This is a genomic window from Pseudomonas sp. 22189 (assembly GCF_052045635.1).
GTDB classification, from domain to species: domain Bacteria; phylum Pseudomonadota; class Gammaproteobacteria; order Pseudomonadales; family Pseudomonadaceae; genus Aquipseudomonas; species Aquipseudomonas parakoreensis.
The window spans coordinates 146,069-164,219 of the sequence record NZ_JBQEPG010000005.1 but is presented as its reverse complement, the minus strand read 5'-3'; the positions used below and the strand labels follow the sequence as shown (position 1 = coordinate 164,219).

General features: G+C 60.6%; 17 protein-coding genes. 8 read left to right on the top strand and 9 right to left on the bottom strand.

Annotated features, from left to right (window positions below):
- The first annotated feature begins 6 nt into the window (after positions 1-6).
- On the top strand, positions 7-837 hold the full coding sequence (gene nudC / locus ACTJKS_RS07105; protein WP_041063748.1) for an NAD(+) diphosphatase: 831 nt from the start codon (positions 7-9) through the stop codon (positions 835-837).
- Here the strand turns inward: nudC and ACTJKS_RS07100 are convergent.
- From ACTJKS_RS07100 to ACTJKS_RS07085, 4 genes are all read right to left on the bottom strand, one after another.
- Complete coding sequence (locus ACTJKS_RS07100) at positions 805-1,584, bottom strand: TSUP family transporter (protein WP_041063750.1); 780 nt, start codon at positions 1,582-1,584, stop codon at positions 805-807. The genes nudC and ACTJKS_RS07100 overlap by 33 nt on opposite strands.
- Positions 1,585-1,688: 104 nt before the next feature.
- Positions 1,689-2,210 carry a hypothetical protein gene (locus ACTJKS_RS07095; RefSeq protein ID WP_108182665.1) on the bottom strand — a complete coding sequence of 174 codons (522 nt, stop codon included), beginning with the start codon at positions 2,208-2,210 and terminating at the stop codon, positions 1,689-1,691.
- A 222-nt stretch (positions 2,211-2,432) separates the two neighbouring features.
- Positions 2,433-2,912: a nuclear transport factor 2 family protein gene (locus ACTJKS_RS07090; protein WP_007963424.1), complete on the bottom strand. Its 480-nt coding sequence runs from the start codon at positions 2,910-2,912 to the stop codon at positions 2,433-2,435.
- 56 nt (positions 2,913-2,968) lie between these two features.
- The gene (locus ACTJKS_RS07085; RefSeq protein ID WP_041063753.1) at positions 2,969-3,532 is read right to left on the bottom strand and encodes a TetR/AcrR family transcriptional regulator; all 564 of its coding nucleotides are present in this window, start codon (positions 3,530-3,532) and stop codon (positions 2,969-2,971) included.
- Positions 3,533-3,736: 204 nt separating this feature from the next.
- Between ACTJKS_RS07085 and pssA the strand changes: the two genes are divergently transcribed.
- Positions 3,737-5,080, top strand: a complete 1,344-nt coding sequence (gene pssA, locus ACTJKS_RS07080; RefSeq protein ID WP_108182666.1) for a CDP-diacylglycerol--serine O-phosphatidyltransferase — start codon at positions 3,737-3,739, stop codon at positions 5,078-5,080.
- A 109-nt stretch (positions 5,081-5,189) separates the two neighbouring features.
- Here pssA and efeO (ACTJKS_RS07075) read toward each other — a convergent pair whose 3' ends face one another.
- Genes efeO (ACTJKS_RS07075) through efeU form a run of 4 tightly spaced genes read right to left on the bottom strand, consistent with a single transcriptional unit; the run spans position 5,190 to position 9,419 of the window.
- Positions 5,190-6,014, bottom strand: coding sequence for an iron uptake system protein EfeO (gene efeO / locus ACTJKS_RS07075; protein ID WP_041063755.1), 825 nt, complete (start codon positions 6,012-6,014; stop codon positions 5,190-5,192).
- A 26-nt stretch (positions 6,015-6,040) separates the two neighbouring features.
- Positions 6,041-7,339, bottom strand: coding sequence for an iron uptake transporter deferrochelatase/peroxidase subunit (gene efeB / locus ACTJKS_RS07070; protein ID WP_108182667.1), 1,299 nt, complete (start codon positions 7,337-7,339; stop codon positions 6,041-6,043).
- 17 nt (positions 7,340-7,356) lie between these two features.
- Complete coding sequence (gene efeO, locus ACTJKS_RS07065; RefSeq protein ID WP_108182668.1) at positions 7,357-8,556, bottom strand: iron uptake system protein EfeO; 1,200 nt, start codon at positions 8,554-8,556, stop codon at positions 7,357-7,359.
- Positions 8,557-8,564: 8 nt separating this feature from the next.
- Positions 8,565-9,419 (bottom strand): iron uptake transporter permease EfeU, encoded by an 855-nt coding sequence (gene efeU, locus ACTJKS_RS07060; RefSeq protein WP_108182669.1) that lies wholly within the window; start codon positions 9,417-9,419, stop codon positions 8,565-8,567.
- Positions 9,420-9,711: 292 nt separating this feature from the next.
- Here efeU and ACTJKS_RS07055 point away from each other — a divergent pair, with 292 nt between their 5' ends.
- The 6 genes from ACTJKS_RS07055 to ACTJKS_RS07030 all read left to right on the top strand — a co-directional run bounded on the left by ACTJKS_RS07055 (position 9,712) and on the right by ACTJKS_RS07030 (position 16,812).
- Positions 9,712-10,728: an AraC family transcriptional regulator gene (locus tag ACTJKS_RS07055; RefSeq protein WP_108182670.1), complete on the top strand. Its 1,017-nt coding sequence runs from the start codon at positions 9,712-9,714 to the stop codon at positions 10,726-10,728.
- A 266-nt stretch (positions 10,729-10,994) separates the two neighbouring features.
- The gene (locus ACTJKS_RS07050; protein WP_108182671.1) at positions 10,995-12,659 is read left to right on the top strand and encodes an AMP-binding protein; all 1,665 of its coding nucleotides are present in this window, start codon (positions 10,995-10,997) and stop codon (positions 12,657-12,659) included.
- A 15-nt stretch (positions 12,660-12,674) separates the two neighbouring features.
- Complete coding sequence (locus ACTJKS_RS07045; protein WP_108182672.1) at positions 12,675-13,436, top strand: SDR family NAD(P)-dependent oxidoreductase; 762 nt, start codon at positions 12,675-12,677, stop codon at positions 13,434-13,436.
- 12 nt (positions 13,437-13,448) lie between these two features.
- Complete coding sequence (locus ACTJKS_RS07040) at positions 13,449-14,642, top strand: acetyl-CoA C-acyltransferase (RefSeq protein ID WP_108182673.1); 1,194 nt, start codon at positions 13,449-13,451, stop codon at positions 14,640-14,642.
- 144 nt (positions 14,643-14,786) lie between these two features.
- Positions 14,787-15,914, top strand: a complete 1,128-nt coding sequence (locus ACTJKS_RS07035) for an acyl-CoA dehydrogenase (RefSeq protein WP_027611962.1) — start codon at positions 14,787-14,789, stop codon at positions 15,912-15,914.
- Between the two features lie 124 nt (positions 15,915-16,038).
- Complete coding sequence (locus ACTJKS_RS07030) at positions 16,039-16,812, top strand: enoyl-CoA hydratase (RefSeq protein ID WP_108182674.1); 774 nt, start codon at positions 16,039-16,041, stop codon at positions 16,810-16,812.
- Positions 16,813-16,999: 187 nt separating this feature from the next.
- On the opposite strand, the gene ACTJKS_RS07025 is transcribed toward ACTJKS_RS07030, so the two are convergent.
- Positions 17,000-18,151, bottom strand: a complete 1,152-nt coding sequence (locus ACTJKS_RS07025) for an acyl-CoA dehydrogenase family protein (RefSeq protein WP_108182675.1) — start codon at positions 18,149-18,151, stop codon at positions 17,000-17,002.

Here is an 18,151-nt window from a genome sequence, read left to right as displayed (position 1 = left end):
GAAACCATGACAGCTCGCTGGACCACTGCAGTACTGGACACCGATCAACCCGGCGGCTGGGCCGTGGCGCGCAGCCCCGAAGGCTTTCTGTTCGATGACAACGGCGCGCTGTTCCCCCGGGAATGGCTCAAGCGTCAGGACTTGTCGATCCTCGCCGAGCATGGCATTGGCCATCTCGATGGCGAGCCGGTGTATCTGCTGGAACTGCACAGCCACAGCGAAGTGCCGGGCTGCAACTGGAAGGGGCTGCGGGCGTTCATGCTCGATGGCGATCACACCGTCTACAAGGTGTTGGGTTATGCCGCGCAGATCGGCACCTGGGCGCGCGAACATCGCTTCTGCGGCAACTGTGGGCAGGCGATGATGCAGGTGCCGAGGGAGCGGGCGATGTATTGCCAGCCGTGTGAGCTGCGCAGTTATCCGCGGATCTCGCCGAGCATGATCGTGCTGGTCACCCGTGGTGACGAGATCCTGCTGGCGCGCTCACCGCGTTTCGTCACCGGGGTCTACAGCACGCTGGCCGGGTTTGCCGAGCCGGGCGAGTCGGCCGAGGATTGTCTGATTCGCGAGGTACGCGAGGAAGTCAGCATCGAGGTGAAGAACATCCAGTACATGGGCAGTCAGTGCTGGCCGTTCCCGCACTCGATGATGCTGGGCTTCCATGCCGAATATGCCGGTGGCGAGATCGTCTGCCAGGAAGACGAGATCGAAGACGCCCAGTGGTTCAACGTGCACGATCTGCCGCCGTTGCCGGCGTCAAAATCGATTGCCCGTTACCTGATCGACGTCTACGTGGCGCGCCGTTTAGGCCACGCTGAACCAGTGTTGCCAGGCTAGGCGCACGGTCAGGCCCAGCACCACGGTAATGAACACCGGACGAATGAACTTGGCGCCGCCGCTGATCGCGGTGCGCGCCCCGAAGAATGCGCCGACCATCACCGACAGGCCCATGCTCAGGCCGATGATCCAGTCCACTTGCCCGGAAAACATGAACACCGACAGCGCCGCAATGTTGCTGACGAAGTTCATGCTGCGCGCCACACCGCTGGCCTTGACCAGGTCGATGGGGTAGAGCAGCAGGCTGCTGACGGTCCAGAACGCACCCGTGCCGGGGCCGGCCACGCCATCGTAGAAACCGAGGCTGAAGCCTTGGCTCGATTGCCATTTCTTCTTGATTGGCGCGTCGCTGTCCAGCGGCGCTTTTGGCGTACCGCCGAACAACAGATAGAGGCCGCAGGCGAAGACGATCACCGGCAGCATCTTGTTCAGCCATTCCGCCGGCAGGTAGTGCGCGACGACAGCACCGGTCAACGCACCGACCAGAGTGCCGACGATCGCGTGCATCCATTGCCGAGGGTGGAACAGTTTGCGCCGGTAGAAGGTGAAGCTGGCGGTGGCCGAGCCGAACGTCGAACTGAGTTTGTTGGTGCCCAGCACCAGATGCGGCGGCAGCCCGGCAGTCAGCAGCGCGGGCGTGGTCAGCAGACCACCGCCGCCGGCGATGGCGTCGATGAAGCCGGCAATGAAAGCGACAAGGGCCAGAACGGCCAGGGTAGTGAGGTCAACGCTGAGTTCGAAAGGCATGGAATCGGCTTGTGTGGCAGGAAGGAACGGGGCGTCATCATAGCCCGTAACACAGGCCTCCTGCGACACGGATCAGTGCTCGTCATGGGCGTCGGGATTTCACTTTAGTCGAGGGTTAAAAACTGAAAATTGTCGAGAAAATAACAGCCCTTGTTGCCGAACGGATCACTGGGTATGGCGACCTGAATATCCACCCGGCCGTAACCCTCTGGCGTAATGCCTTCCACCGTAATTGTCTGTGATTGCCGATCGACGTATCGCCAGCTGGTCCAGATAGTTGATTCGCCCTGAGCATTGGTCATCCAGATGGTATAAACGACGAATGCATTAATCAGCGGGTTGTCTGCCGTCTCGCGGCCCTGGATGTGAAAGGTTCTATGCTGGGTGTCTTCAAGAGGCACGGCATCGGGTGCCTCGATGTCGAAATCGAACTTGAAAGCTCCGGGCTTGACGCTGAAAATTTCAGCAGCCAGATTTTGTCCTTGATTTCTGCCGCCGACCATTCGAGCGGCAAAGTTGCCTTCGCGAAGTTCTACGGTTATTGGCGTGTCATATCCCTTGGGACGCCAGTAGTCGAAGTTGCCGCTGCTGAAATCACCATTTTTGATGCGATTGGTCTGTTTCATAGAGAGTCCTCAACGATCATGAAGTTGGCGGTACGCTCCGATCATTCAGTCAATCAAGACTTGTGACTACTGTCATAAATGACAGTCAGTTAGACATTTTCGCGATAAATCGATGGCGATCATCTTGAAACGGGAAGAAGGCTGCGATCGATTGACCTTGTTGTTTTCGAACAGGCCAATATCTCGCAGCCTCCGCATACTGCGACAGGGATTGTCGTGAGCTTATAGACCCAGGTCCGACAGCCCAGGATGATCATCCGGACGCCGACCCAGTGGCCAATGGAACTTGCGTTCGCTTTCCTTGATCGGCATGTCGTTGATGCAGGCATAGCGCTGGAACATCAGGCCGTGCTCATCGAACTCCCAGTTTTCATTGCCGTAGGAACGGAACCAGTTGCCCGAATCGTCGCGCCATTCATAGGCGTAGCGCACGGCAATCCGCGTATCCGAATAGGCCCAAAGTTCCTTGATCAGGCGGTAATCGAGTTCCTTGGCCCATTTACGGGTCAGGAACGCCTTGGCTTCTTCGCGGTTGTTGGCGAACTCGGCGCGGTTGCGCCATTTCGTGTCGAGTGTGTAGGCCAGCGACACCTTCTCGGGGTCGCGGGAGTTCCAGCCATCTTCGGCCAGTCGAACTTTTTCGATAGCCGATTCACGATTGAACGGCGGTAGCGGTGGACGCACTTGGGCAGCAGTCGACATTGTCAGTCTCCCGATCTAATAAACGATTAAACAACGGTTCAGGCTTATTTAAGGCGTTACAGGTCCAATAACTTACGCGCCATGCATTGCGCATTATCAGCGGCACTGTGATCACCCATCACAAGCGCTACGGTAATGGCGCCGTCAATCAGGATCAGCAACTGCCTGGCCAGACGTTGCGGATCTTCGACGCCATGTTCGGTGCACAGCTCGCACAGGTAGTCGAGCAGCTTCTGTTTGTGGTCTTTGGCGACCTGGCGCACCGGGTCCTCGGGGTCACCGGTCTCGCCACTGGTATTGATGAAGGCGCAGCCGCGGAAGCCTTCCGAGGCGAACCAGCTCTTGAGTACGGTAAACAGGTTGAGCAGGCGGTCGGCCGGGGTTTCGGCCTGATCGACAGCGCTGCGGTACCAGTGCATCCAGCGCACGTCGCGGCGTTGCAGGGCAGCGACGGTCAGCTCCTCCTTGTTGGCGAAGTAGCGGTAAATGCTTTTTCTGGAGACGCCGGCGGTTTTCACCAGAAGATCCATGCCGGTGGCCGCAATGCCACTTTTGTAGATCAACTTTTCGGTGACATCCAGAATGATGTCGCGGGTCGAGGTGTCATTGATTTCGTTCATGTGGCGAACAGTAGAACGATCGTTCTCCTTTCGCAAGCTATTTTTAAGATCAAAAGATCGCAGCCTTCGGCAGCTCCTACAATGATCCCTGTTGGAGCTGCCGAAGGCTGCGATCTTTTGATCTCTTTACAGACACTCACAAGACCCGAACCGGTTGATGGTGTAAGCTCTCGGGTTCTTCGGATTCGACCCATTGCGAGCCCTATGCCGTTGCTTTTCAAACGCTCTTTGCTGCCCAAACTGCGCAGCTTTCCCCTGACTGCCGAGGCCGTGACCATTCTGTCCGGCGCCGCCGAGTTCCGTCGTTGCCTGCTGGAGAAAATCGCCGAGGCGACCCGGCGCATCTACATCGTTGCGCTGTATTTGCAGCACGACGAGGCCGGTCAGGAAATCCTCGATGCCTTGCACGCCGCCAAGCTCAAGCGCCCGGAGCTGGAGATCGTCGTGGTGGTCGACTGGCTGCGCGCCCAGCGCGGGTTGATCGGTGCCGGCAAGCAGCCGGGCAACTCGGCGTGGTATCAGGAAATGACCCGCACGCATCAGAGTGAAGTGCCGGTCTACGGTGTCCCGGTGCAGACCCGCGAACTGTTCGGCGTCCTGCATCTGAAAGGCTTCGTGATCGACGATTGCGTGGTTTACAGCGGTGCAAGCCTGAACAACGTCTACCTGCACAAGTTCGACAAGTACCGTTTCGACCGCTACCACGTGCTGCACAGCCGCGAACTGGCGGATTCAATGCATCACCTGGTCAAGCACGGCCTGATCGAATCCAAGGCTGTGCATCGCCTCGACCTGCCGAACCTGCCGACCACCCGCAGCCTGCGCAACGACATCGGCGACCTGCGCAGCCGTCTCAAATACGCGGCGTACGACACCAGCGCCGGCAGTACCGCGCATAGCGGCCTGTCGGTGAGTCCGCTGCTGGGCGTGGGCAAGAACAACCCGTTGAACCGGGTGATTGTCGAACTGATCGCCAGTGCGCAACAGCAGCTGACGATTTGCACCCCGTATTTCAATCTGCCGCTGCCGATCATCCGCGAGATCAACCGCGCGCTGGCCCGTGGGGTGACGATCGACATCGTGGTCGGCGACAAAACCGCCAACGATTTCTACATTCCGCCGAGCGAGCCGTTCAAGGTGATTGCGGCGCTGCCGTACCTGTACGAAATCAGCCTGCGCCGCTTCGCCAAGCGTCATCAGCGCAACATCGACAGCGGCCAGTTGAACCTGCACCTGTGGCGTGACGGCGACAACAGCTATCACCTCAAAGGCATGTGGGTGGATCAGCGCTATACGCTGCTGACCGGCAACAACCTCAACCCGCGGGCGTTTCGTCTCGACCTGGAAAACGCGCTGCTGATCGATGATCCGCAAGGCGAGTGGCTTGAGCCACGGGCGAAGGAGCAGGCAGAGATTTTCCGCAACACCACACGGATTGCCAGCTTCCAGAACCTTGAGACTCTGCCGGAGTATCCGGCGGGAGTGGCGAAGTTTCTCAAGCGGGTGAGCCGGGTGCGGATTGAGCGGTTGCTTTACCGGATTTTGTAACCGTTAAAAGCAAAAGATCGCAGCCTCCGGCAGCTCCTACATTGGGTACGTGAACACCCTGTAGGAGCTGCCGAAGGCTGCGATCTTTTTTACTGGCGACTCAAATCCGTCAGTTCAGCCCCAACTTGCCACGCAACGTGGACAGGTCTTCCGCCAACGTATTGACCGGGCCAACCAGCGCCTTGCGATCGTTGTCCTTCACCTTGTCATACGTCTCGAAACCACCGTCCTTGGTCTTGTACTTGGCGAGGATCTTGTCGACGGTGGCGAAGTTCTTGTCGACTTTGGCAACGAACGCCTTGTCCTGCTTTTCGATCTGCGGACGGAACAGGTCGACGATCTTCTTAGCGCCGTCGATATTGCCCTGGAAGTCATACAGGTCGGTGTGGCTGTAGCGATCTTCTTCACCGGAGATCTTGGTCGCGGCAACTTCTTCTAACAGCGCGGCCGCACCGCCGACGACTTTCTCCGGCGGGAAGGTCAGGCCGGCGACGCGGGTCTGCAGGTCTTTGACGTCGCTGTCCAGCTTGTCAGCCAGCGCCGTCAGGCCTTCGGTGCTCTTCTCCGAGAACAGCGAATATTCAAGGCGATGGAATCCGGTGAAATCTTCAGCCTTCACGCCTTTTTCGTGGTCGTCGACGCGCGAGTCGATGGATGCATCAAGGTCACTGAACAGCTCGGCAATCGGCTCGATCGACTCGTAGTAGACGCGAGTCGGCGCGTAGAGCTTTTGCGCGGTGGCCAGATCGCCTTTCTTCACCGCATCGGTGAACTGCTTGGTGTGGCTGCCCAGTTCATCCAGTTGCTCGGTGACGTAGATCTTGTAGTCCGACACCGGGCCGACCAGATCCAGCGGTGCTGTTGCGGCGAACGCCGACAGCGGGGTGTTGAGCAAACCGAGGGTCAGCAATAACGCGAGTGGCGACTTTTTCATGGAGCGGCTCCGAGGTTTTTTTGTGGTTAGGCAGCTGTTTTGGGTTGGGTGGCGTCAAGCAGCGAGCGACCGATGAAATCCTTGTCGCCGGTGACACCCGGGAGGGTGAAGAAGTAACCGCCGCCGACCGGTTTGAGGTATTCCTCAAGCGGCTCGCCGTTGAGGCGGGTCTGCACGGTGATGAAGCCTTTTTCCAGATCGGCCTGGTAGCAGATGAACAGCAGGCCCATGTCGAGCTGGCCGTTCTTATTCACGCCGTTGGAGTAGTTGAACGGCCGGCGCAGGATCAGGTTGGCCTGGCTCGCGGCGGTGCGCGGGTTGGCCAGGCGGATGTGCGCGTCGAGCTTGGTCAGCTTGCCTTGCGGGTCTTTGCTGTAATCCGGGACCTCGGTTTCATGGTGGGCGCCCATCGGCGCGCCCGTGGTCTTGACCCGACCGATGATGCTTTCCTGTTCCTGCAACGGCGTACGGTCCCAGCGCTCGACGAAATTGCGGATGATCCGCACCGCTTGATAGCTGCCGTGCGCCGCCCAGGCCGGCTCATCGCTGCCCGGTTGCACCCAGACAATCTTGTCCATGGCCTTGGCGTCGTTGGAGTCGGGGTTGGCCGAGCCGTCGCGGAAACCGAGGAAGTTACGCGCCGATTGCGCCGGCACACCCGGTTTGGCCGGGGCTTGCGGCGGCACGCTGCCTTCCTGTTTCCAGCGCACCAGCAGCAGGTCCGGCAGGTTCTTGACGATGTCGCGCAGGGCGTGAATGTTGGTGTCGGCGGTGTTCGAGCAGAACTGCAGGCTCAAGTCGCCGTGGCAGCAATCGGCTTCCAGCGCATCGTTGGGGAAGCCGACCATGCGTTGCAGGCGCTTCGGTTTGGCGGCGGCCAGACCGAAGCGTTCGTCGAACAGCGATTCGCCGACCGAGACGGTGATGGTCAGGTTGTCCGGGGTCACCACCGGGCCGAGGATGCCGGAATCCGGCGGTGGCAGTTTCGGGTCGATCTGCGCCACCGGGCCGCCCTTCATCAGGAACGCGATGCGCTCGTTGAGGGTACGGAACAGCCGCTCAAGGTCTTCGCGATCGCTGGCCAGTACGTCGAACGAAACCAGCATGCCGGACGCCGGGCGCGGGGTGACGATGCCGGTCTGGTGCACGCCGTGGAAGTCGTGGCGGTCTTCGGTCTTGTCGCTGCTCGGCGCTTCGGTGACTTGCGCCGGGGCTGCAGCCATGGCTGGACAGCTCAGGGCCGACCCGGCCAGGGCGACACCGGCGACACCCATGCCCATCAGCAGGCGGCGACGTTGCACATCGAGGTTTTGCAATTCTTTCATCGGTATTCGTCTTCTGCTTACAGGCCGGAGAGGCCGAGGGCGGGGTCGATGCCATCCAGAGCGTCGGCAAGTGCCTTGGCCTTGTCGGCGATCTGTTTGCGTTGTACGCCACTGACCGTGTCGTATGTGGCGTAGCCGTCCTTGACCTTGAAGCTGTTCAGTACGCTGTCGAAATCACTCAGCGCCGCGTCAATTTTCGACAGCAGCTCCGGCGCCGACTTGCTCAGCATCGGCCGCAGCAGCTCGACCACTTTGTGCGCGGTTTCCAGATTGCTGGCGAAGCCACTGAGGTCGGCGTGGCTGTAGCGTTCCTCTTCACCGCTGGCGGCGCGCACGTCGGCCAGGGTGTTGAGGTTGCGCACCACGATGCTCACCAGCTGTTCCGGCGGCAGCGATTGGGCCAGCAGTTGCTGTTTGAGCGTGGTGACGTCGACCAGCAGACGCTCGGCGACCGGGTTCAAGCCGTCGAGGCTGCGTTGCTGGAACAGTGCATATTCGACGCGGTGGAAGCCGACGAAGGCCGGATCCTGTTCGCGTTTTTCGAAGTAATCGGCGCGGGCATTGATGCTGTTGTCCAGTTCCGCCAGCCGTTGCGCGGCAGGTGCCAGACGCTGGTAAGCGGCACGGGCCGGCAGGTACAGCGCTTGCGCCTGCGCCAGGTCGCCGCTGGCAACTGCCTGATTCAGCGCGGTCACGGCTTTGATCAGCGCGCTGCCCTGAGTGGCCAGATACACGCGGAACTCCGATAAAGGCCCGACGAAAGCGACCATCGACGGCTTGGCCTTGGCGGCAGCATCGGAGGCCGCTGTCGGCGTCACGTGCAGCACGCCGCGAGGGTTGCTCAGCAGACCGCAAGTGATCGCGTAGTCGCCGGGTTGCAGGTTGGCGTTGATTACCTGACTGAGGCCCGGGGCAATGTTCTCGCGCTCTTCGATCACCAGCACGCCGTCGAGGATTTCCCATTCCACCGCGCGGTCGGAGCGGTTGACGATGCGGAAACTGGCGCGACCGGCGGGAACCGTCAACTCGTTCGGATCACAGCTGTGCGCATTGATGTTGACCACGACTTCATCATGGTTGTGCTGACGCTTGGCCGCGGCCATTTTCGAGGCGTAGTAGAACAAGCCGCCGGCGGCGATCATCACGACCACCGAACCGGCCACCGCCCAGCGCAAGGCGCGGGGAGGCGAGGCCTGAGGAGTATTAGGCGTTGACATGGGTGCCCTTATTGGCTGGAAACGGAAGACGATTTGCCGGCTGTGTCTGCGCTTGAGGCCGGCGCGGCGGGGTAGAAAAACATCACCAGCGCCAGCACCAGATAGATCAGGTACGCACCGAGGGTGCTGACGGTCGGCGCATCCTGATACCCGAACATGCCGGCCAGCACCGAACCCAGCGGGCCGTCCATCGGCAGCGTCGCGCTGAAATCGAACAGCACGCTTTGCAGGTGATTCCACACACCGGCTTCATGCAGGGCTTGCACCGAGTTGGCGAGGATTCCGGCGGCGACCACCAGAATGAACAACCCGGTCCACTTGAAGAACGCCGACAGGTTCAGGCGCATGCTGCCGCTGTAGATCAGGAAACCGACGACGATTGCCAGCACCAGGCCGAGCAGGGCACCGATCGGCGCGCCTGGGCCCTCGCTCTGCTGGAATACCGCGAGCAGAAAGAACACGGTTTCCAGTCCTTCGCGAGCCACGGCGAAAAACACCATGGCGATCAGTGCGATTACTTGATGCTTTGACGAGGTCAAGGCGTGATCCAGCGAGGCCTGTAATGAATGCTTGATCGAACGCGCGACCTTGCGCATCCAGAACACCATTGAACTGAGGATGCCCACCGCGACCAGTCCGACAATGCCTTCGAACAATTCCTGCTGTTTCTGCGGGAATTCGGCACTGACCAGTTCCAGGCCACCACCGACCAGCAGCGCCAGCGCAGCGGCGAGGAAGACACCGATCCACACCGCCGGCATCCATTGGCCACGACCGGTCTGTTGCAGGTAGCTGGCGATGATGCCAACGATCAGCGCGGCTTCAATGCCTTCGCGCAGCATGATCAGAAAGGGAACGAGCATTCAGGCAACCACGAGTAATTTAGATAGGTGGCTAAGTTGTAACATAATGACACTCATTCCCAAATGGGGATGGTTGACATTTACCTGAACATTCGCTGAACGGCATGTTTTTCGTCCCCCGCACAGCCCCCCCCTGTAGGAGCTGCCGAAGGCTGCGATCTTTTGATCTTTTTTTTAAAAATCAAAGTCAAAAGATCGCAGCCTGCGGCAGCTCCTACAGGGGATTCGTGCTGAATTCGCATCCTGCGTTAAGATGCCCGTCACTCGAAAACCACAAGGTCTGCCTCGCTCCATGTCGGAAAAAGACACCATCGCCGTGCAGCTGGTGCGTGAAGCGCTGCTGCAAAGTTGTGCCCCGGGCGTGGCCACGGATGAGGTCTTGAACAAGGTCGGGATTGCGCCGACCCTGCTGCACAGCGAACAGGGCAGGGTGCCCGCCTCGCAATACGCCAGACTCTGGCGTCTGCTGGCCCGGCGCGGCGATGACGAGTTCTTTGGCATGGATCCGCGCCGGCTCAGGTCCGGCAGCCTCGAATTCCTCTGCCGCAGCGCCATGGCGCAATCGACGCTGGCCGCCGGCCTGAACATGGGCCTGAGTTTTCTCTCGCTGATGCTTGAAAAAATGCCCGCGCAACTGGTGCATCAGCAGAGCCTGGCGGAAATCGTCCTGCTCGAAGACGACCCGGAGCCGCGCCGCGCGTTCACCTATTTCACCTATTGGATGATCGTCCACGGCGTGGCCTGCTGGCTGGCGGGGCGGCGAATTCCGATTCTGGCGATCGAATTGCGCTGCGCCGAGCCGGATTTCTGCGACGACTATCGGGTGATGTTCTCGGAAAACCTGCGCTTCGAGCGTCCGCGTACGCGGATGATTTTCGCCGCTGACTGCCTTGATCTGCCGATCAAGCGCACGGCCGAAGAATTGAAACGCTTTCTGGCCCATGCGCCAGCGAACATTCTGGTGAAGTACCGCGATCCTGAGAGCCTTGCCAGCCGGATCAAGCAGGATCTGCGGCAGTTGCCCGCCGAACATTGGCCGGAGACCGAGGCGCTGGCGCAGCAACTGTGCATGTCCGCTTCGACTCTGCGCCGGCGTTTGTCCGAGGAAGGGCAGACCTATCAGGGTCTCAAGGACAGCGTGCGCAAGGAATTGGCGATCAGTTGGCTGGCGGAACCGTCGATCAGCTTCGTCGAGATCGCCACGCGGCTGGGGTTTGCCGATGCGAGTTCGTTCTACAAGGCGTTTCGCAAGTGGTCGGGGTCCAATCCGGGGCATTACCGTACGTTGATCCTTAACGAAGCGGTCTGATCCGACGCACATTTGGAATGCGCTTCCCCTGTAGGAGCTGCCGCAGGCTGCGATCTTTTGCCTTTGATGTTCTAAAAAACAAGATCAANTCAAAAGATCGCAGCCTGCGGCAGCTCCTACAGGGGGTTGTTTGTCATTCTGCAAGCATGGCCAAACCAGTCAGCCACTTTGATGGCTTTGACCATTGCCGCCTCCGCGCCGCAGCGCGACTATCCCTGTGTTGTTTACGGTTCCCAGCCTAATAAAAACACCGAGGGATTCTGGCAATGCGCGATTACTTGTCTGCCACCAAACAGTTCAACTATCAGCACACCGTGGACGCTGCGCTCAGCGGCACGCTGGAGGCGCTCAACGCCTGCGTCGAATGTTGCGACCGCCATGCCTTGCCGGGGCGCATCGCGCTGTTCTGGGAAGGCCGCGACGGTGCCAGTGCCACGTACACCTTCAGCGAACTGCAAGACAAAGCCGCGCGCTTCGCCAATTTCCTTCTCGAACAAGGCGTGCAGAAGGGCGACAAGGTCGCCGGCCTGCTGCCACGCAACATCGAATTGCTCATCACCGTGTTCGCCACCTGGCGCATCGGCGCGGTGTATCAGCCGCTGTTCACCGCGTTCGGCCCCAAGGCCATCGAGCATCGCCTGAACAGTTCCGGCGCCAAAGTGGTGGTCACCGACGCGGTCAACCGGCCGAAACTCGCTGAAGTCAGCGAATGCCCGACCATCGTCAGCGTCGGCGGCGCCAAAGGTCAGGGCATCGTCCGTGGCGATTTCAGTTTCTGGGCCGAGCTGGCCAACTATTCCAATGTCTGCGAGCCGGTGCTGCTGAGCGGCGAAGATCCGTTCCTGCTGATGTTCACCTCGGGCACCACCGGCCCGTCGAAAGCGCTGTCGGTGCCGCTCAAGGCCATCGTCGCGTTCCAGAGCTACACCCGCGACGCGGTGGATCTGCGCCCTGAAGATTCGTTCTGGAACGTCGCCGATCCGGGCTGGGCCTACGGCATCTATTTCGGCGTCACCGGCCCGCTGTCGATGGGGCATCCGATCACCTTTTACGATGGCCCGTTCACCCTCGAAAGCACCTGCCGGGTAATCAACAAATACGCCATCACCAACCTTACCGGTTCGCCGACCGCGTACCGCTTGCTGATTGCCGGTGGCAACGAATTCGCCAAGTCGATCAAGGGCAAGCTGCGCATTGTCAGCAGCGCCGGCGAACCGCTCAATCCGGAAGTGATTCGCTGGTTCGCCGACAACCTCGGCGTAGTGATTCACGACCATTACGGCCAGACCGAACTGGGCATGGTCCTGTGCAACCACCACGGTCTGCAGCATCCGATCCACCTCGGCGCCGCCGGTTTCGCCTCACCGGGCCACCGCATCGTGGTGCTCGACGAGCACCACAACGAACTCGGCGTCGGCCAGCCGGGCATCCTCGCGATCGACCGCACCCAGTCGCCGATGTGCTGGTTCGGCGGCTACGAGGGCGTGCCGACCAAAGCCTTCGTCGGCGATTACTACCTCAGCGGCGACACCGTGGAATGGAACCCGGACGGCAGCATCAGCTTCGTCGGGCGCAGTGATGATGTGATCACCACCTCCGGCTACCGCGTCGGCCCGTTCGACGTCGAGAGCGCGCTGATCGAGCACCCGGCAGTGGTCGAAGCGGCCGTGGTCGGCAAGCCCGATCCGGAGCGCACCGAACTGGTCAAGGCGTTCGTCGTGCTCAACCCGCAATACCGCGCCGAACCGGCGCTGGCCGAAGAGTTGCGCCAACACGTGCGCAAGCGTCTGGCCGCGCATTCGTACCCCCGTGAAATCGAATTTGTCAGCGAATTGCCGAAAACCCCAAGCGGCAAATTGCAGCGCTTTATCTTGCGCAACCAGGAAATCGCCAAGGCTCAAGAGGCCGCGGCGCACAACGTTTCAGCTTGAATCAGGAAGTCCGTCATGCAGATCGAGAACAAGGTTTTTATCGTCACCGGCGGCGCGTCCGGCCTGGGTGCCGCCACCGCCGAATTGCTGGTCAACGCCGGCGCCAAAGTGATGTTGGTGGACATGAATGCCGAAGCCGTCGCCGCGCAGGCCCAGCGCCTTGGCGCGCAAATTGTGGTGGCCGATATCAGCAATGAAGCCGCTGCCGAAGCTGCGGTGCAGGCCACGGTGAAAGCCTTTGGCAGCCTCAACGGTCTGGTCAACTGCGCCGGTATCGTCCGTGGCGAAAAGATCCTCGGCAAGAACGGCCCGCATGCGCTGTCGAGTTTTGCCCAAGTGATCAACGTCAATCTGATCGGCAGCTTCAACATGCTGCGACTGGCCGCAGCGGCCATTGCCGAGAGCGAAGCCAATGCTGATGGCGAGCGTGGGGTGATCATCAATACCGCCTCGGTCGCAGCGTTCGACGGCCAGATCGGCCAGGCGGCGTATTCTGCTTCCAAAGGCGCGATTGCCAGCCTGACCCTGCCGGCCGCGCGTGAACTGGCGCGTTTCGGCATCCGCGTGATGACCATCGCTCCGGGCATTTTCGAAACGCCGATGATGGCCGGCATGACCCCGGAAGTGCGCGAGTCGCTGGCCGCTGGCGTACCTTTTCCGCCGCGCCTCGGGAAACCTGCCGAGTACGCCGCGCTGGTTCGGCATATCATCGAAAACAGCATGCTCAACGGTGAGGTGATCCGTCTCGACGGCGCCTTGCGCATGGCCGCCAAGTAAGGAGGATTTGTCATGACTCTTGCCAACGATCCGATTGTTATCGTCAGTGCCGTCCGTACCCCGATGGGCGGTTTTCAGGGCGAACTGAAAAGCCTCACCGCACCGCAACTCGGTGCCGCCGCGATCAAGGCCGCAGTGGAACGCGCCGGCGTCGCCAACGACGCGGTCGACGAAGTGTTGTTCGGTTGCGTATTGCCCGCCGGCCTCGGTCAGGCACCGGCCCGTCAGGCGGCTCTGGGTGCCGGGCTGGATAAATCCACCCGTTGCACCACGGTCAACAAGATGTGCGGTTCGGGCATGGAAACCACCATCCTCGCCCATGACATGCTGCTGGCCGGCAGCGCCGACGTGGTGATCGCCGGCGGCATGGAAAGCATGTCCAACTCGCCGTACCTGCTGGACCGCGCCCGTGCCGGTTACCGCATGGGCCATGGCCGCGTGCTCGATTCGATGTTCCTCGACGGCCTTGAAGACGCCTACGACAAGGGCCGTCTGATGGGCACCTTCGCCGAAGACTGCGCCGAAACCAACGAATTCAGCCGCGAAGCCCAGGATGCCTTTGCCATCGCCTCGACCACCCGCGCCCAGCAGGCGATCAAGGACGGCAGCTTCAAAGCCGAGATCGTTCCGCTCACAGTGACCGTCGGCAAAGAACAACTGCTGATCAGCAACGACGAGCAGCCGCCGAAAGCCAAACTGGACAAGGTCGCCTCACTGAAACCGGCGTTCCGCGAGGGCGGCACGGTGACGGCGGCCAACTCCAGCTCGATCTCCGACGGCGCAGCGGCCCTGGTGCTGATGCGTCAGTCGCAAGCGCAGAAACTCGGGTTGAAACCGCTGGCGGTGATTCACGGTCACGCGGCGTTTGCCGACACGCCGGGCCTGTTCCCGGTGGCACCGATTGGCGCGATCAAGAAGCTGGTGAAGAAGACCGGTTGGGCGTTGAACGAGGTCGATCTGTTCGAAATCAACGAAGCGTTCGCCGTGGTAGCGATGGCGGCGATGACTCACCTGGAAATCCCCCACGACAAGCTCAACGTGCACGGCGGCGCCTGCGCGCTGGGCCATCCGATCGGTGCCTCGGGCGCGCGGATTCTGGTGACCTTGCTCTCGGCCCTGCGCCAGAAAAACCTGAAACGCGGGATTGCGGCGATCTGCATCGGCGGCGGTGAAGCCACGGCGATGGCCGTGGAATGCGTCTACTGAGCACCCTCTCTCTGTAGGAGCTGTCGAGTGCAACGAGGCTGCGATCTTTTGATCTTGTTTTTAAAATCAAAATCAAAAAATCGCAGCCTGCGGCAGCTCCTACAGGGGGCGGTGTGTAACCCGGATTTAAGTTAAGGATTCACCATGATTCCCAACGAAGACCAAACCCAGATCCGCGACATGGCCCGGCAGTTCGCCGAGGAACGGCTGAAACCGTTCGCCGCCGAGTGGGATCGCGAACATCGTTTCCCCAAGGAAGCCATCGGCGAAATGGCCGAACTGGGCTTCTTTGGCATGCTCGTGCCGGAACAGTGGGGCGGTTGTGACACCGGTTACCTGGCTTACGCCATGGCCCTGGAAGAAATCGCCGCCGGCGACGGCGCCTGCTCGACCATCATGAGCGTGCACAACTCGGTCGGCTGCGTGCCGATCCTCAAGTTCGGCAACGACGACCAGCGCGAGCGCTTCCTCAAACCGCTGGCCAGCGGCGCCATGCTCGGAGCCTTCGCCTTGACTGAGCCGCAGGCCGGCTCCGATGCCAGCAGCCTGAAAACCCGCGCCCGTCTGGAGGGCGATCACTACGTGCTCAACGGCTGCAAACAATTCATCACTTCCGGGCAGAACGCCGGGATCGTGATCGTGTTTGCGGTGACCGATCCGAGTGCCGGCAAGCGCGGCATCACGGCGTTCATCGTGCCCACCGATTCGCCGGGTTACAAAGTCGCCCGGGTCGAAGACAAGCTCGGCCAGCACGCGTCAGACACCTGCCAGATTCTGTTTGAAGACGTGAAGGTGCCGGTGGCCAATCGCTTGGGTGAGGAGGGCGAAGGCTACAAAATCGCCCTGGCCAACCTTGAAGGCGGACGTGTCGGTATCGCTTCGCAAGCGGTGGGCATGGCCCGTGCCGCGTTCGAAGCGGCCCGCGACTACGCCCGCGAGCGCGACACCTTTGGCAAACCGATCATCGAACACCAGGCCGTCGCATTCCGCCTCGCCGATATGGCCACGCAGATCGCCGTCGCCCGGCAGATGGTGCATTACGCCGCGGCCCTGCGCGATAGCGGTCAGCCGGCGCTGGTCGAGGCTTCGATGGCGAAACTGTTCGCCTCGGAAATGGCCGAGAAAGTCTGCTCGATGGCGTTGCAGACGCTGGGCGGTTACGGTTACCTCAACGACTTCCCGCTGGAACGCATTTACCGCGACGTGCGCGTCTGCCAGATCTACGAAGGCACCAGCGACATTCAGCGCATGGTTATTTCGCGCAACCTTTAACCCCAACCCTTTGCAGGAGCTGCCGCAGGCTGCGATCTTTTGCTTTTGATTGTTAAAAACAAGATCANATCAAAAGATCGCAGCCTGCGGCAGCTCCTACAGGGTACAAATTCAGGAGTCATGTATGAGCTACGAAACGATTCTGCTGGAAAACCATGGCCGCGTCGGCCTGATCACCCTGAACCGTCCGCAGGCGCTGAATGCGTTGAATGCGCAACTGGTCAGCGAAGTGAACCACGCCCTTGATGCTCTGGAAGCGGATGCGAACATCGGTTGCATCGTCATCACCGGATCGAAGAAAGCCTTCGCCGCCGGCGCGGATATCAAGGAAATGGCCGAGCTGACCTACCCGCAAATCTACATGGACGACCTGTTCAGCGACAGCGACCGCGTGGCCAACCGCCGCAAGCCGATCATCGCTGCGGTCAACGGTTTCGCCCTTGGTGGCGGCTGTGAACTGGCGTTGATGTGCGACTTCATTCTGGCAGGCGACAACGCCAAATTCGGTCAACCGGAAATCAACCTCGGCGTGCTCCCGGGCATGGGCGGCACCCAGCGCCTGACCCGCGCCGTGGGCAAAGCCAAGGCCATGGAAATGTGCCTCAGCGGGCGGATGATCGATGCGGTGGAGGCCGAACGTTGCGGCATTGTTGCGCGGATCGTACCGAGCGATGAGTTGCTCGACGAGGCATTGAAAGTCGCCGCCGTGATCGCCAGCAAGTCGCTGCCGATTGCGATGATGGTCAAAGAAAGCGTCAACCGTGCGTTTGAGGTCAACCTGACTGAAGGCGTGCGCTTCGAGCGCCGGGTGTTCCACGCGGCGTTTGCGACGCAGGATCAGAAGGAAGGGATGGCGGCGTTTGTGGCGAAGCGTGCGCCGGAGTTTACCGGTAAGTAATGTTGCGTCCTCACTGACGCTATTGCGGGCAAGCCCGCTCCCACACTGGATTTGTGTACGACACAGATCCAGTGTGGGAGCCAGCCTGCTCGCGAAGCTTTTGAGGCAACATCAAAAGATCGCAGCCTTCGGCAGCTCCTACACCGGTTTCCTGTAGGAGCTGCCGAAGGCTGCGATCTTTTGGCTTTTACAGTGGATAGTTCTTCAGCTCACGCGCAATTACCATCCGCTGAATCTCGCTCGACCCCTCATAGATCTGGGTGATCCGCGCATCGCGGTAGTACTTCTCGACCGGATAATCCTCCAGATACCCGTACCCGCCATGAATCTGAATCGCCGACGAGCAGACCTTTTCGGCCATTTCCGAGGCGAACAGTTTGGCCTGCGACGCCTCTGACAGACACGGTTTGCCCGCCGAGCGCAGGCGCGCCGCGTGCAGGATCATCAAGCGCGCCGCGTTGATTTGCATGTGCATGTCGGCCAACAGGTTGGCGATGCTCTGGTGTTCGTTGATCGGCTTGCCGAACTGGATGCGATCACGGGAGTACACAAGCGCCGCTTCAAACGCCGCCCGGGCGATGCCCAAGGCTTGCGCAGCAATGCCGATGCGCCCGCCTTCGAGGTTGGACAGGGCAATCGCCAGGCCTTTGCCGCGCTCGCCGAGCAGATTGGCCTCGGGAATGCTGCAGTTGTTCAGGGTCACTGCGCAGGTGTCGGAGGCGCGGATGCCCATCTTGTGTTCGGTGCGATCAACGATGAAACCCGGCGTATCGGTGGGCACCAGGAACGCAGAAATGCCTTTCTTGCCCAGATCCGGGTCGGTCACCGCAAACACGATCGCCAGTTTCGCCCGTTTGCCGTTGCTGACGAATTGTTTGGCGCCGTTGATCACCCACTGGCCGTCGCGCAGTTCGGCGCGGGTGCGCAGGTTGTGCGCTTCGGAGCCGGCCTGCGGTTCAGTGAGGCAGAAGCAGCCAATCGTCTGACCACTGGCGAGATCCGCCAGCCAGGTCTTTTTCTGTTCTTCGCTGCCGTAATTCATGACCGGCCCACAACCCACCGAGTTGTGGATGCTCATGAACGCGCCAGTCGCGCCGTCACCGGCTGAAATTTCTTCGACGGCCAGCGCATAGGCGACGTAATCTACGTAAGTGCCACCCCATTCCTCGGGCACCACCATACCGAGCAAACCGAGTTCGCCCATCTTCGCCACCAGCGCGTCGTCGATCCAGCCAGCTTTTTCCCAGGCTTGTGCGTGAGGTGCGATTTCGCCACGGGCAAAATCCCGGGCCATGTCGCGGATCATTACTTGTTCTTCAGTCAGTTCGAGATCGTGCAT